This is a genomic window from Jeotgalibacillus sp. ET6, assembly GCF_029667115.1.
Lineage (GTDB): Bacteria > Bacillota > Bacilli > Bacillales > Jeotgalibacillaceae > Jeotgalibacillus.
The window spans coordinates 26,479-41,950 of record NZ_JARUIU010000006.1; the positions used below are offsets into that span (position 1 = coordinate 26,479).

The following is a 15,472-nucleotide window of genomic DNA, read 5'->3' on the forward strand; positions in this document are numbered from 1 at the left end:
GTTTTTTTTAGGTAGAGCAGTTTTAATCATTGAAAGGTAAACGGCTTTAACGTTTTATTTTTTTCTGCCCAGCCCCATTGCTTTTTCCATTTTGTACACCATTTTTCCAGCAGCCAGATTTGCTTTGGCCGCTCCTTCATCCAATAGTAAATCTAACTCTTTTGAGTCCATTAATTCATAGTATTTTTCCTGAATCGGCTTAATATGATTTACCACAACATCCGCAAGATCACTTTTAAAATCTCCGTACCCTCTGCCTGTGTAGATCGTTTCGATTTCTTCTACTGTTTTTCCTGATAAAATGGAATAAATAGAAAGAAGGTTAGAAACGCCTGGCTTGTTTTCCTTGTCATAACGGACAATTCCCTCAGAGTCTGTGACTGCACTTTTAATTTTCTTTGTGATTTGTCCGGGTTCATCCAGCATCGAAATATATGATTTTTGATTAGGGTCTGATTTACTCATCTTTTTTAGAGGGTCCTGAAGGGACATAATACGTGCACCAGTTTTTGGGATTCTTACCTCAGGAATCGTAAATATATCATTGAAACGTTTATTAAATCTTTCAGCAAGATCACGAGTCAGCTCCAAGTGCTGCTTTTGGTCTTCTCCCACAGGAACGAGGTCCGTTTTGTAAAGAAGAATATCCGCTGCCATTAATGGGGGATAAGTAAGCAAACCGGCTGAAACTCCGTCCTTTCCGGCAGATTTATCCTTGAACTGAGTCATTCTTTCCAGTTCACCGATATAAGAGACACATTGGAGCATCCAGCCTGCTTGAGCGTGCGCTGGGACTTCGGATTGAATAAATAGAGTTGAATGAGCAGGGTCTATACCGACTGCTGCGTACATTGCTGCAAGACTCTTGGTGTTTTTGCGAAGAGCCAGACGGTCCTGTGGCGAAGTAATAGCATGCTGATCCACTATGCAAAAATAACACGTATATTCATGCTGCAGTTCGACAAATTGCATCATAGCTCCAATATAATTACCCAAAGTAATAGTGCCGCTTGGCTGAATGCCTGAAAATATTGTCTTCATGAAACTCCTCCTATAATTACTAAAAATAAACACAAAAAAACCATTCATTCCTATTTATGAAGGGACGAATGGGACGTTTCCGCGGTGCCACCCTTAATTGCCGTCTGTAATGATACAAACCGGCCGCTTTATGGTTTTGTTAAACCGCTCTTTAACGCAGAGCGTACGCCATAAGCTACTTATTATGTTCACCGAGGAGCTCAGAAGTCCATTCAAAGCGTTATGTGCACCTGCTCCCACCACTGCCAGGCTCTCTAAGCCACGATGCGCTTTTACTACTCTTCTTCATTGCCAGATGTTCAGTTATTCATAATTATATAGCATGATTTCATCAAGAAGCAAGATTAATTTAAAGAGATGACATCTGCTAATTGGCTGAAATGTGTCTTTTGACAAGAATTTTAAATAAATAGTTCATTCTGCATTTCAATTGATTCCATAACTTGTTAGAATAAAGTAGTACATATACTGTACGGAAATAAGGTAGTGGGAGAGATACATAGTGACACTGAAACATGCAGCAGCATCAGTTGGTATAGCAGTTTTATTGACTCCGGCATTTATAAACTCAGTTCAGGCAGAGGAAACAGCTAAAAGCTCCGAGCATCATCATCGGGAATTAGTGCAGACAGTGAAAGAATTTCCTGATTCCATGCCGAGATTTGTTTATGATTCCGGCTTAACATTTGAGTATCCGGACGCGGTGAGGGGCATTTATGTGACCGGTCATTCTGCAGGAGGAGAACGATTTAATTCACTTGTAGAGCTTATGAATACGACAGATTTAAATGCCATGGTAATCGATGTTAAAGATGATTTTGGAAATTTAACGTACAAACCGGAAGAAGGTTCGACATTTTCAGATATTGGAAATACGTACATTGATGATCCTCGTGCAATGCTGGAAGTACTTGAAGAAAATGCAATTTACCCGATTGCTAGAGTCGTAGTTTTCAAAGATACTGTCCTGGCTGAAAAAAGACCGGAACTTTCCTTTAAAGAAAACGGCCAGGTTTGGAAAAATGGCAGAGGAGAATCCTTTGTGAACCCATTTCTGAAAGAAGTATGGGATTATAATGTTCAAATTGCGATCGAAGCAGCCAAGATGGGATTTAAAGAAATTCAATTTGATTATGTTCGTTTTCCAGAGGGATTTGAAACACGTGATGATTCTTTAGAGTATGACTTAGGAGAATATGCTAAAAATTCTGATGATGGAATCAATTATCGTGTAGATGCTGTAACTGATTTTGTTGAGTATGCTTCAGAGCAGCTTAAAGACTATGATGTAGATGTTTCAGTCGATATCTTTGGGTATTCAGCAACATTGGAAGAGGCACCGGGAATTGGTCAGAATTTTAATCGTATTTCTGAGCATGTGGATGTTATTTCCTCTATGATTTATCCGAGTCACTGGACGGCATACTTTGGTATTGATAAGCCGGATCTAGAGCCTTATAATCTTGTAAATGAATATTCAAAAGTAGAAAATGAAAAATTAGCTGAATTGGATGAGCGCCCTATTTCAAGACCATGGCTCCAGGATTTCACTGCGTCATATCTCGGCTCAGGTAATTACATGGAATATGGTGCAGCTGAAGTACAGGCTCAAATACAAGCTCTCTATGACAACGACATCAACGAATTTCTTCTATGGAATGCAGGGAATACCTACACTGAAGGTGTAGATTATTTACCTGAATAAGACTGCCTGATAAACTGAGAAACAATGTTGGGACATAACTCAAAAATTGTTCTAAAATGAGGCGAAATAAATTAAATAGTATGAGGTGAGCGTAGCGGAAGGCGGCGACTCCCTGCAGGACATAAAGGCAAGGTGGGACATTAACGGGCAAGGCCCTGAAAATGCTCAGCGCCGTCCCTGCTGAAAGAATCCGCCTGAAGCGCAGTGAACCGGTCGGTGAGCTTGAGACACTTGGTCTCAGGCTTTTTTTTATAAACATAGTTTATCGATGGTTAACAGACCAGGGAGATCTAATAAAACGGATAGGAAAAGCTTTGTCCGTTTATTCTAGTTTACATATTTCGATTTAGGGTAAATAACAAAAGATGTGAAAATACATCTACATAATCCCCTGAAAAACCTCACACACTATACCATCTGAACTGCCGCAAAAAATAAAGTAAAAGGAGAATGATTATGCATTGGTATGAAAAATTAAATGAATATTTTCCGGTTCAGGAAATGAAATCGAAAGAACATATGGAAGCACTCCTAAAAGAGCGGAGTGACATCTATAAAAAAGATGAAGGTCCCAAACATGTTTTAATGTATGTGGAAACGGATTCTTTTACGTTTATAGATTACTTATTTGTTTCCAAAGATGCCAGAGGGGAAGGGCTTGGGCATAAGCTGATCCAAAAATTAAAAGCGAAAAACAAACCGATTATTCTTGAAGTGGAACCTGTTGACTATGAGGACACTGACACAGAAAAAAGACTTCGCTTTTATAAAAGAGAAGGCTTTGATCATGCAACCTCAATAGGATATAAAAGAAGATCCCTCGCAACGAAGGAAATCAACCCGATGGAAATTTTATTTTGGTCTCCGGGAAATGAAAGTGAAGAAGTTATTTTTAATGCCATGAAAAAAACGTACGAAATGATCCATACCTACAAAGATAATACTTTTTATGGCGACACTTATGAACCGGTTGACAATGTGCTGAAACGGGATGAAAAAAACGATCGTAATGTTTTGGAAGGGCTGTAATATTTTCAATCAGCATTTCTAAATGAGAATCAATCTGAAGAAATTTTAGAAATCTGGTTTATCCTTGACAAAACAGGGAATAGTAAAATTAGGACAAGAAGTTATGATTAAAGACATTCAATCTTAAGAATATGACAATTTCGTTAAAACTCTATTCATTTGAATAGGAATACTGTATAATAAATTTATAATATCTTTTTAAAACAATTTTAATTTAGCTGTTTTAAATAAAGATGTTACTTAAACAATCTTTTACTATATAAGGGAGTGTGAATGGTTCATGGTAACTTTGTTCACGTCACCTAGCTGCACATCTTGTAGAAAAGCCAAGGCTTGGTTAGAAGAGCATGATATTCCATATACGGAAAGAAATATTTTTTCTGAGCCTCTAAGCATAGAAGAAATTAAAGAAGTTCTTCGAATGACTGAAGACGGCACGGATGAAATCATTTCAACCAGATCTAAGATTTTTCAAAAACTCGATGTGGATCTAGATTCTTTACCTCTTCAAGATTTATTTGAGTTAATTCAGGAAAATCCGGGTTTATTAAGACGACCAATTATTATGGATGAGAAAAGACTTCAGGTCGGCTATAATGAAGACGAAATTCGACGTTTTTTACCACGGAAAGTGCGAACGTATCAGCTTCTTGAAGCGCAAAAAATGGTTAATTAATAATAACGACCATAAGACTTGTCCTTTGATTTTACAGGGATAAGTCTTTTTTTACGTCATTTTTTATGAAGAGAAATAAATTCCAGTATGCGAATAGAGCTTACTTTAATCCAGTGGACGGCATAAGTGTCAGGAAGTAAAGTTACATAATCGCTTTGCTTGAATTTAGTCACTGAATAGTCTACACTCTAGGAACAATAGGTTCTTACATCATGTTTAAATAAATGGACTGAATATGATTTCCCTTTACGGTCTATTTATCATACAATAATATAGAAAGATCACCCTATCGTTAAAAAAGTTGCGAATCAGACCTAGAATTAAGGGGGGATTCCCTTCATCCAACATACAGGAAGGGAGAGTTAAATGATGGAAATAGAACGCATTAACGACCACACCGTAAAGTTTTACATTTCTTATGGCGATATTGAAGATAGAGGATTTGACCGCGAAGAAATCTGGTACAATCGAGATAAAAGTGAAGAACTCTTCTGGGAAATGATGGATGAAGTGCATCAAGAGGAAGATTTTGCAATCGAAGGTCCTTTGTGGATACAGGTTCAGGCGCTAGAAAAAGGTTTGGAGATTCTTGTCACAAAAGCGCAGGTAACAAAAGATGGACAACGTTTTGAATTGCCAATTCCAGAAGATAAACAAAAAGATGGTTCTGTAAGTGATCAGATTGAAGAATATTTAGAAGAGCATTTCGACATGGATGATAATGAAGAAGATGATATTTTGGATTTTACAATGAAATTCAAAGATTTTGAAGATCTTATATCACTATCAAAACGCTTTGACCATGAGCAGTTAATAACAAAATTATATTCGTTTGAAAATGTATATTATTTATTCGTTGAATTTGAAGAAGATCTTTTTGAAGAAAACGATATTGAAAATATACTCAGTCTTCTGCTTGAGTACGGAGTAGAAACACAAATAACTGTTCATCGTCTTGAAGAGTATGGCAAAGCTGTAATGAATGAAAAAGTCTTTTCAAATGTTCGAAAATATTTTCTATAGGCGGCAGCCCTTTAAGACAATGTCTTAAAGGGTTTTTTTCTTATTTTTTTAGTATAATGGTGACAATCAATCTGGAGGTGATCTTATTTTAGTTGCTAAAATCCAAACAGGGCTTTTCATATTTTTAGACGGCAGTAAAACGAGAGACGAATTGAGGGAATTGCAAAATAATATGTATTTTTGCCCCCAATGCTCAGATAATGTCATACTTAAAGTGGGAGATCTTAAAATTCCACATTTTTCTCACAAAGCTTCCAATACTTGCAAGGGATTTAGTGAACCGGAGTCTCCAGAGCACTTGGAAGCGAAATTACAGCTTTATAAATGGTTAAAAAATTCCGCTGAACAGGCAGAAGTAGAAAAGATATATCCCGACTTTAATCAACGGGCAGATATTGGCGTTCGCCTAAGGGGCAAGGATTACGCTATTGAATTTCAGCGTTCCAGAATAGCACCACGGGACTTTATAAAAAGAACAGAGGAATATACTTCAAATAACGTGGTGCCGGTGTGGCTGCTATCACATGATGTACTAAAAAAACCTCTGAAAAATAAAATTTCGTTGTCATCATTTCATCAGCAATTTATTCGATACTCCCCTTCCCTTAAACAATTCTTCCTGGTTTCCTATGACCATGTGCATCAATCTTTTAGCACCCTTCATTACCTGATCCCACTATCAAGCTCTGCGTTTCTTTCTTCAAACTCCTCATTCCCTTTAACGCATGTTGAATTTCCTCATTTTTCTTTGCAACCATTGTTTTACTCAGAAAAAGAATTGAACATACTCAAAGAGCAAAGAAAGAGATGGCTGAAAAGTCGATTGGTCTACGGTAAAGGCTGCGTTGACGGCCTGTTAAGTCTGTTGTACCAGCAAGGGACAAACTTGCAGGTGCTTCCGCCGTGGGTAGGAGTGCCAGTGAGGCATTCACTTTTTATTAAAGAACCTGATGCTGAATGGCAGTGTTACCTTTATTTACTGTTGATGGAATCGGAAGAAAAGTCATTAACATTGAATGATATGGTAAAAAAGATGAATGACTATATAGATCTGGGTTATTTATCTTTGCGTCAAATCCAGTTTCGGACACCTGGCAGGCTTTTAATGGCAGTCACAGAGTATTTAAATATATTGCAAAAAATAGGGATAGTTGAGAGACAGCAAAAAGGATACACACTATGCTGGGAGCATCCTTACGTAAGTATCGATCAAGTATTGGATATCAAACGTACGGAAGAACAATTTTGGATGCAGTATCAGAATTTACTTTTAGAGACACTAAATAAATAGTCAGCAATAGTTGCAAGAACAGGATAAAAAAGAGAAAATAGGAAAGAAAGAATGATTAGAGGAGGAAGTATACAATGACGAACAGTTCTTCAGTGAAGAAGTTGCAGGATCGAACTCAGGTGAAAGAAGAAATGACCTGGAGATTGGAAGATATCTTTGCCTCAGATCAGGAATGGGATCAGGAATACAAATCACTGCAGGAAGAGAGCAAGCAGGCGAAAGAAGTACAAGGGACACTTGGTGAAAGTGCGGATCATCTTTATAATGCCCTTCAGCTGCAGGATAAGATCATGGAGAGGCTTGGCAGGCTTTATACATATTCACATATGCGATACGACCAGGATACAACCAACTCCTTTTACCAGGGACTTGACGACAGAGCGAAGAACCTCGTTTCGCAGATCAGCAGCCTATTTTCATTCATGCTTCCTGAAATTCTTTCAATTGAAGAGGAAAAGATTATATTTTTCTTAGAAGAAAAAAAGGAATTGCAAGTATATAAACACGCACTTGAAGAAATCAATGCGCAGCGGCCGCATGTCCTTTCTGAAGGTCAGGAAGAGATTCTTGCCCAGGCATCAGAGGTTTTAGGAAATGCAAGCAATACTTTCAGCATGCTGAACAATGCTGATCTTGAATTTCCGGTGATAAAGGATGAGAATGGGGAAGAAGTTCAGGTAACGCACGGCAGATACATCAATTTCCTTGAAAGTGAAGATCCCCGTGTTAGAAGAGATGCTTTTAAAGCGGTCTACAGCACATATGGGAAATTCCGCAATACATTTTCCACTACGCTGAGCGGTCAAATTAAGAAAGATAATTTTTCTGCACGGGTGCGGCATTATGATTCGGCAAGACACGCTGCACTATCAACGAACAGCATACCTGAAGAAGTATATGAAAACCTTGTCAATACGGTAAATAAATATCTTCCGCTTCTTCACCGCTACGTCAAGCTGCGTAAAAAAGTATTAGGTCTTGACGAGCTTCATATGTATGATCTTTTCACACCTTTGGTTAAAGATGTGAAAATGAAAGTATCCTACGAGGAAGCAAAAGATTTAATGATTAAAGGGCTTGCTCCTCTTGGAGAGGAATACCGTAAAGTTGTGGAAGAAGGATTTGAGAATCGCTGGGTGGATGTGGAAGAAAATAAAGGAAAGCGCAGCGGAGCTTATTCTTCTGGCGCATATGGCACCAACCCTTATATACTCATGAACTGGCAGGATAATGTAAATAATCTATTTACCCTTGCTCATGAATTCGGTCATAGCGTTCACAGCTATTATTCACGTGAAAATCAGCCATATCCATATAGCGGGTACTCAATTTTTGTAGCTGAGGTAGCTTCCACCTGCAATGAAGCACTGCTCAATGATTACTTGATGAATACAATCGAAGATAATAAGAAACGGTTGTACATTCTTAATCATTTCCTTGAAGGATTCAGGGGAACGGTTTTCCGTCAAACTATGTTTGCTGAGTTTGAGCATCTGATTCATCAGAAGGCGCAAAATGGTGAAGCACTTACAGCAGACAGCCTGACAGAAGAATACTATGCCCTGAATAAAAAATATTTTGGTGATGAGATTATAGTGGATGAGGAAATTGGGCTGGAGTGGGCCAGAATCCCTCATTTCTATTATAATTATTATGTTTATCAGTATGCGACCGGCTACAGCGCAGCGACTGCTTTAAGCAAGCTTATATTGGAAAAAGGCCAGCCTGCAGTTGATGAATACATCAATAAATTTCTAAAAGCAGGAAGCTCTGATTACCCAATTGAGGTATTGAAAAAAGCGGGAGTGGATATGACGACTTCAGCTCCTATTGAAGAAGCATGCAAAGTGTTTGAAGAAAAATTGAACGAAATGGAAGAGCTTTTGGCACAACTGTAATATAGAAAAAGAAGTGGAGTTTTAATTAAGGGTTTCCACTGACTCATTTGAAGAGGAAAGAGGCTGGGACAAAACCCAAAAAAGTTTTAAAAAAGAGGATATATTTATTACTAGTAGTAGGTGAGCGGAGCGGAAGGTGGCGACTCCTGCAGGATATGACGGCAAGCTGAGACTTTACAGGGCAAGGCCCTGAAAAGGCTCAGCGCCGTCCCTGCGGAAAGCGTCCGCCTGAAGCGCAGCCGAACCGGTCAAAGAGCTTGAGACACTATTGTCCCAAGCTCTTTATTCTCTGCGCTTCACAGGTAGACTTTCCGCATGAAGGGGCATAAGCTTTCTAGGCATTTAGAGTCTCAGCTTGCCATCTTATTTGAATAATAAATGCTTCATGCTTCTGTGGCACTCGTAATTGATGTGATCGTTAGTGGTAAAGCGGACGGAGTATCTACCGGCCGCGTTTTGGAAAAGTTTTTGAGGATGAAAAGCCGCGAAAACGATTTTTTGATGTTGCCCAGATGATCGTTAAAAAGAGGACAATAAACAAAATAATCGAAGATAGAAAGAGGGGAAAGATCTCAAGCATTGCAAATAAATGAAGCATAAAGGCCCCAATTATTAATATTACTAACAACAGACCCGTCCATTTTCTCATCCATTTCCCCCCTTTATATTGCTATATTCATGACTAATGAATAGTAGAACATCATTTTACTTGTCATACTTGTAAATACATGATAAACTAATCGTGTGAAGTTGATCACAAGCAAACATATACCCCTTTGTTTGACCGTGAAAAATTTCTCCCATCCCCTTTGTTCGTAAGAAAAGCCCTCATCATATGATGAGGGCTTTTCGTTTGATCTTTTTCAAGAGAGTATTCTCCAAAATGTTCCGTTTTTCATTGTAATCTGCTCAACTTTTTGCTGCAGCATTCTTTTTTTAAGTTCTTTTTCTGCCTGATGAATACTCATATTATAAATAAGAGCTAACTCAGGAGAAGCAATAATTTTAAATTGCTCGATAAATTCATCAATTGTTGGCAGCTGGTCTTTTATAGGGTCACCAACCATTTCTTCGATAATCTGTTCATAAACTTCGTAAGGGTAAACCCCTTCGATTTTGATGCCTTCGTCTTCAATATTTTCATTGAAAAAGACGAGAGTAGGCGTACTTTCGACCTCCATCTCGGAGGAAATTTTCAAATCGCATTGAAAAGCCTTTGAGGCCGAAGTGGAGTGGATATCCTGACAAAATTCATCGAGATCAAGCTTTGCTTCATCTGCACAGATTTGAAGAACTTCATACTCCGATATATCCTGCTCTTTAAGAAACAATCTTTCCTGCAAAGTGCGAAGAAAACGGCTTCCTGCCTTTTTCCCCTGCAATTCAGCAGCTTTAATAGCAATTGAAGCAATAAAGGGAGAAGTGATTGGGCTGTTTTTCCACGGTGCGTTCTCTCTATCCAATGCTTTTGAGTCTGTCTGTGAAGTTAATGAAGATGAATGTAAACACACTTTTTTATTCAGGCCGGATAGGCCTCCCTTTAAAACGTACTTAATTCGTATATACGTCCCATACTCCATAATCATTTTCTTTATTATGGGTTCCAGCGCCCAGCAGTCCGGACAAATGGGATCAACAAACATATAAATTTCCAGCGGTTTTTTTTCTAGCTCTTGCCAGTTGGCATCAGACCAATGTTTTGCAGTCAATCTGTATCACCCTCTGCTTTTTCGGGAGTATTTATCATATGATGGGCAGTTAGTGTAAGCCGGTGGAAAAGACCGTCTCTGATTTCCTCGTTTAATTCAACCTCGTCCATTGCTGCTTCCATGCAAGCAAGCCATGCCTGTGCTCTGCCCGGCGTAATGGGATGCGGAATGTGACGGGCTCTTAACATGGGGTGGCCATGTTCTTCAGTGTAAAGTGAAGGGCCGCCCAGATACTGAGTCAAAAATTGCTGCTGCTTACGAATTGTTTCAGTAAAGTCTTCAGGAAATATACTTTTTAATTCAGGATGACGGGCAACCTGATGATAGAACGCATGAACAAGTTCAGATAATTTTTCTTCACCGATTACTTCATAAGGTGTAAGAATTCGATCCACCATAAAAAATAACTCCTTTATCCTTTATTTTTCCCATTTGAATTTTTAATGTAATTTTATTGTAGCAACGCCTTCCTCTTTTCTCAAATATATCGCCTTGAACCATTTTCCTAAACCAAAAAGCGGCTGAGACAAATTTGTCTCAGCCGTCTGCGTATCTATTTTAAATCAAAGGGGATAAATCTTTTGATTCCTGCTAAACCGACGGGCCGTCAGCTGAACAAGCTGGAAATTGATAGAAGAATGAATACGATGCACTATGCGTTGTATGTCTTCATTACTTTTTGAACATATTGGGTTGTTTCTTTAAATGGCGGGATTCCATTATACTTATCGACATTGCCTGGTCCTGCATTGTAGGCAGCGAGCGCAAGCGTTGGATTTTGATTATAGCGGTCAAGCATATCACGTAAATAGCGTGCTCCCGCTTCCACATTTTCCTTAGGATCAAATATATTTTTTACCCCAAGCCATTTAGCTGTACCCGGCATGAGCTGCATAAGTCCTGAAGCGCCTGCGTGACTGACTGCTTTAGGGTTAAAATTTGATTCATGCTGTATGACAGATCTGATCAGTTTTTCCGGAACATTATACTTTGCAGAGGCGTCTGATATGATTCCATCTAGAGAAGAAGAAACAGCCTCTCTTGCCGGCGGTTTAGTTTCAGAAGCTTGATAGTTCTGAATTTCATTCATAAAAGGTTTGCTCAATGCAGGTGTTGGATTATTCTGTAAAAAATTTGAAACAGAACCAAGCTGGTTGGAAGATATGGACGCAATTGATTCCTGAATCATTTGGGTGAAAAGCGAGTGCGTCTGACCGGCTTCTGCTTTTTTGTCAGAATTGAAAGTTCCTAACGTATTAAGTGCCTGAGCATCGATCATCATTTTTACCGCATTGATATTCAAATGAAAGCCTCCTAACTATTAAAAAAGATAAAATTTAATTTCGGTTATCCCTAAGCAGCTTTAGATGAATCAGAGGAGTGAACGGCGTATTTTTTCTTTATAAAAGCGCTCAATTTTATTATCGGTTTTTTTTGCAGAAATTTTACAGGTCGAAAGTAACTCTTTGAATATGGCCTGACCCTCATCGTAAGAAGCGGCTTCATACTCCAGTTCAAAATCCTCTTTATTTAGATAGGTACTGTGGTCTAAAACCAGTAAGCCGTTTTTATACGGAAACTCTATACGCTCTGTAGCAAGAGTCCCGAAATATATAATCTGCTGTACGGGTATTTTTAGTTCTTCAAGCAGTCCTGCTATCTCCCCTTGAACCAACCCGCCTTGTTCGAGCATCTGGCTGGCCTCCTGTGAATCAATCCACTGGTGATTTTCTAAAATTCCTTTTTCAACAGGCTTTTTTAGCGTTAATTGATAGCCTTCAGATTTTTCGCGAATACGCAAAGCGGAGTGGATTTTTTTTAATTGGAAATCAGGTGTATCAAAATAATGATTTTTTTGGCGTATACTTTCTTGGCTGGATACCTGAAAATGTCCGCATAAAAGATGAAATTCTTCTTTCGTGAGTAAGTTTTTAAACTCAATTTCTAATTCCTGAGACAAGATGATTCGCTCCTTTACCTCGTGTGTCCTTTATTATCCTTTCTTTGGGCTGGATCTGCAATGGCAATATGCAAGATTTAACCTGAATATGATAAGATGTAGATAGAAAATCAGCAGGAAGGGGAAATAAAGTTGAGCAGAAAGAAAGTATGGCTGAATCAAGCGGCTGAAATAAACAGTGAATTGATTTTAAAGGGAGAACAAACAGATGAGATCGGCAAACTCGAACCAGCTGGTCAGGTTATTGTTGATTCTGAAGAGCTCGCTTTTGTTTATTTAGCAGAAGAAAAAAGTGAATATACATATTTGTATCTGCCCGATTTTTTATGGCCTGAAATCATAGAAGCGATAAATAAAAAACAGGTCATTAAAGTTCATATCGGCGAAAATGAAATGGAATTAAAGCAGCTTGAAGACGAGTTAAATGATCTGGTGATGAATATTGAAGGAAACAGCAATTATGGAGATGCTTTTGTTGAAAAAGTGGAATCCGTTTTTATAAAAAAATAAGGTTCGATTAATCAAATGCCGGATGTTATGAAAGCATGGGGTGATGTGGATGAATCATTGGGAGTCTTTTTTAGAACCATATAAACAAGCAGTGGATGAATTGAAAATTAAACTAAAAGGTATGAGAAACCAATTTCAATTACAGCATACTCACTCGCCCATTGAATTTGTTACCGGCAGGGTCAAACCGATAGCAAGTATTTTGGATAAGGCAAGTGAAAAGTCTGTCCCGCTTGAAAAGCTGGCCTCCGACATGCAGGATATTGCCGGCTTGCGGATGATGTGCCAGTTTGTGGATGATATTGAAAAGGTAGTGGAATTACTAAGACAGCGTAAAGACTTTATAATCGTAGAAGAAAAGGATTATATTTCACATAAAAAACAGAGCGGCTACCGGTCGTATCACGTGATCATCGAATATCCGGTTGAAACGATTAACGGAGAAAAGAGAATTCTTGCAGAAATACAAATCAGAACCCTTGCTATGAACTTCTGGGCAACAGTGGAACACTCCTTAAACTATAAATATCAGGGGCAGTTTCCAAAGGAAATTCAAAATCGTCTCCAGCGGGCAGCTGAAGCAGCTTTCAGGCTTGATGAGGAAATGTCTGAAATCCGGGAAGAAATCCAGGAGGCACAGGCTTTCTTTCAAGAAAAAAAAGAAGACCAAATGAAGGATAAAAGAAAAGAGCGGTCAAGCCGAAGAAAAAATTTTGGTGATAGTCATTGACAGGGAGGCGAGCTGAGTGAAATTTGCAATAACCTCAAAAGGCGATGCGAAATCAAATGCATTAATGCACAAGATGAAATCATATTTAAAAGATTTTAATATGGAATGGGATGAGGAAGAACCGGAAATCGTAATATCGGTAGGCGGCGACGGGACACTCCTTTATGCGTTTCACCGCTACAGTTCACGTTTATCAAAAACAGCATTTGTGGGAGTACATACGGGTCATTTAGGTTTTTATGCCGACTGGGTGCCGGATGAAATTGAAAAACTGGTCATTGCAATCGCAAAAACACCTTATCAGATTATTGAATATCCATTAATTGAAGCCATAATCCGTTATAAAAGCGGCGGAAGGGAAACAAGGTATCTGGCTTTAAATGAGTCGACGGTTAAAAGTGTGGACGGCACACTCGTAATGGATGTTGAAATCCGCGGACAGCATTTTGAGATTTTCAGGGGAGATGGTCTCTGTTTGTCCACTCCATCAGGAAGTACCGCTTATAACAAGGCATTAGGAGGCGCCATTATTCATCCATCACTTCCATCCATTCAGCTGGCGGAGATGGCTTCAATTAATAATCGTGTTTTCCGTACAGTAGGCTCTCCTTTGATTATGCCTGCGCATCACACCTGTATGCTTAAACCGGTTAATCGATCTGATTTCCTTATAACGATTGACCATCTTACGCTGGTTCACAAGGATGTGAAATCCATCCAGTATCGCGTGGCGGATGAAAAAATACGATTTGCACGTTTCAGACCGTTTCCTTTTTGGAAAAGAGTGCATGATTCATTCATAGATGGGTAAGAACAGGAGCTAAAATGGATAAACGGGTTAGATTAAAGTGGATTGTCAATGAAGAGTCAATCCTGCTTAGAGATTTTCTTAAAAACAATGAAATATCCAAAAGATCATTAACACATATAAAATATGAAGGCGGAGAGATCAAGGTAAACGGTCTAGAGACTACCGTGCGAAATTATATTCATCGAGGAGACAGAGTAGAGGTTGCATTTCCTCTTGAAAACAGGAGCCCTGCACTTTTGCCTGAAATGATTGAGCTCGAGGTCCTGTACGAAGATGATGATGTCCTTGTTATCAATAAACCGCCTTATATGAACAGCATCCCTTCAAGAGGGCACACATCGGGGAGTATTGCCAATGCAATTGCGGGCTTGTACGACCGAAGAGAGTATCATGGAGCTGTTCACATCGCCACACGACTTGACCGCGATACCTCAGGTCTTATGCTGATTGCAAAGCATGCTCATGCCCATCATTTAATCGGAAAGCTTCAAAAACAGCACAAAGTGAAAAGGTCCTATTTGGCTGTTATTCATGGTGAAATCTGTCCATCTTGGGGGACTGTATCTGCTCCAATCGGCAGGAAAAGTACGAGCATTATTGAAAGAGAAGTGAGAGAGGACGGACAGCACGCTGTAACGAACTACCAGCTGCTCGGCCAAAATAGTCTTTACAGTTCAGTAGAATTATCTTTGGAGACGGGCAGAACCCATCAGATTCGGGTGCATATGAATTACCTTGGCCACCCGATAGTAGGTGACGATCTTTATGGCGGAAAAAGAGATGTTATTCAACGACAGGCCTTACATTCCAGAGAACTGACTTTTCTTCATCCCTTCACACAAAAAGAACTGCGTTTTGAAGCAGAACCCCCTGAAGATATCCTTTCTCTTATGAAAGGCTGGAATAGCTAACCATCCGTTATAGAGCAGATGTGTGGAAAAGAAGTTTGAAATACTTTTATTCGTAAGAGGTTATTAGAGTGGAAGGTGGCGGCTTTGCAGGAGAGAACAGCAAGCTGAGATTTTTGCAGAGTAAGCTTCTGTAATGGCTAAACAAAGCGTTAGCTGAAAGCGCAGCGAACCGGTCAAA

At 39.1% G+C, this 15,472-nt stretch carries 16 protein-coding genes and 1 other annotated feature; of the genes, 10 read left to right on the top strand and 6 right to left on the bottom strand.

What is annotated here, in order from left to right; genetic code table 11:
- Positions 1-54 precede the first annotated feature (54 nt).
- Positions 55-1,041: a tryptophan--tRNA ligase gene (trpS, locus tag P6709_RS14655; RefSeq protein ID WP_278241686.1), complete on the bottom strand. Its 987-nt coding sequence runs from the start codon at positions 1,039-1,041 to the stop codon at positions 55-57.
- A 57-nt stretch (positions 1,042-1,098) separates the two neighbouring features.
- Positions 1,099-1,339 (bottom strand) — a binding site (T-box leader).
- 204 nt (positions 1,340-1,543) lie between these two features.
- Here trpS and P6709_RS14660 point away from each other — a divergent pair.
- From P6709_RS14660 to pepF, 6 genes are all read left to right on the top strand, one after another.
- Positions 1,544-2,746, top strand: a complete 1,203-nt coding sequence (locus P6709_RS14660; protein WP_442905338.1) for a putative glycoside hydrolase — start codon at positions 1,544-1,546, stop codon at positions 2,744-2,746.
- 456 nt (positions 2,747-3,202) lie between these two features.
- The gene (locus P6709_RS14665; protein WP_278241687.1) at positions 3,203-3,775 is read left to right on the top strand and encodes a GNAT family N-acetyltransferase; all 573 of its coding nucleotides are present in this window, start codon (positions 3,203-3,205) and stop codon (positions 3,773-3,775) included.
- Between the two features lie 280 nt (positions 3,776-4,055).
- Positions 4,056-4,451 carry a transcriptional regulator SpxA gene (gene spxA, locus P6709_RS14670; RefSeq protein ID WP_041056911.1) on the top strand — a complete coding sequence of 132 codons (396 nt, stop codon included), beginning with the start codon at positions 4,056-4,058 and terminating at the stop codon, positions 4,449-4,451.
- 369 nt (positions 4,452-4,820) lie between these two features.
- Positions 4,821-5,474, top strand: a complete 654-nt coding sequence (mecA, locus tag P6709_RS14675) for an adaptor protein MecA (RefSeq protein WP_278241688.1) — start codon at positions 4,821-4,823, stop codon at positions 5,472-5,474.
- A 118-nt stretch (positions 5,475-5,592) separates the two neighbouring features.
- On the top strand, positions 5,593-6,765 hold the full coding sequence (locus P6709_RS14680) for a competence protein CoiA (protein ID WP_442905345.1): 1,173 nt from the start codon (positions 5,593-5,595) through the stop codon (positions 6,763-6,765).
- 74 nt (positions 6,766-6,839) lie between these two features.
- Positions 6,840-8,663, top strand: coding sequence for an oligoendopeptidase F (gene pepF, locus P6709_RS14685; protein WP_278241689.1), 1,824 nt, complete (start codon positions 6,840-6,842; stop codon positions 8,661-8,663).
- A gap of 442 nt (positions 8,664-9,105) precedes the next feature.
- On the opposite strand, the gene P6709_RS14690 is transcribed toward pepF, so the two are convergent.
- From P6709_RS14690 to P6709_RS14710, 5 genes are all read right to left on the bottom strand, one after another.
- Entirely contained in the window at positions 9,106-9,312 is a 207-nt protein-coding gene (locus tag P6709_RS14690) for a hypothetical protein (protein ID WP_278241690.1), read from the bottom strand.
- Between the two features lie 214 nt (positions 9,313-9,526).
- On the bottom strand, positions 9,527-10,372 hold the full coding sequence (locus P6709_RS14695; protein WP_278241691.1) for a ClpXP adapter SpxH family protein: 846 nt from the start codon (positions 10,370-10,372) through the stop codon (positions 9,527-9,529).
- Positions 10,369-10,770 (bottom strand): globin domain-containing protein, encoded by a 402-nt coding sequence (locus P6709_RS14700; protein ID WP_278241692.1) that lies wholly within the window; start codon positions 10,768-10,770, stop codon positions 10,369-10,371. Before P6709_RS14700 ends, P6709_RS14695 begins: the two co-directional genes overlap by 4 nt.
- Positions 10,771-11,024: 254 nt before the next feature.
- Complete coding sequence (locus tag P6709_RS14705; RefSeq protein WP_278241693.1) at positions 11,025-11,675, bottom strand: lytic transglycosylase domain-containing protein; 651 nt, start codon at positions 11,673-11,675, stop codon at positions 11,025-11,027.
- Between the two features lie 69 nt (positions 11,676-11,744).
- Positions 11,745-12,332: a CYTH domain-containing protein gene (locus P6709_RS14710; protein ID WP_278241694.1), complete on the bottom strand. Its 588-nt coding sequence runs from the start codon at positions 12,330-12,332 to the stop codon at positions 11,745-11,747.
- Positions 12,333-12,464: 132 nt separating this feature from the next.
- On the opposite strand from P6709_RS14710, the gene P6709_RS14715 reads away from it, so the two are divergent.
- From P6709_RS14715 to P6709_RS14730, 4 genes are read left to right on the top strand one after another with little or no spacing between them, the layout of a single operon-like run.
- On the top strand, positions 12,465-12,842 hold the full coding sequence (locus P6709_RS14715) for a hypothetical protein (protein WP_278241695.1): 378 nt from the start codon (positions 12,465-12,467) through the stop codon (positions 12,840-12,842).
- Positions 12,843-12,891: 49 nt separating this feature from the next.
- Positions 12,892-13,572, top strand: coding sequence for a GTP pyrophosphokinase (locus tag P6709_RS14720; RefSeq protein WP_278241696.1), 681 nt, complete (start codon positions 12,892-12,894; stop codon positions 13,570-13,572).
- Positions 13,573-13,588: 16 nt separating this feature from the next.
- On the top strand, positions 13,589-14,383 hold the full coding sequence (locus P6709_RS14725; RefSeq protein ID WP_041056941.1) for an NAD kinase: 795 nt from the start codon (positions 13,589-13,591) through the stop codon (positions 14,381-14,383).
- Between the two features lie 14 nt (positions 14,384-14,397).
- The gene (locus P6709_RS14730; RefSeq protein ID WP_278241697.1) at positions 14,398-15,294 is read left to right on the top strand and encodes an RluA family pseudouridine synthase; all 897 of its coding nucleotides are present in this window, start codon (positions 14,398-14,400) and stop codon (positions 15,292-15,294) included.
- The last annotated feature ends 178 nt before the right edge of the window (positions 15,295-15,472 follow it).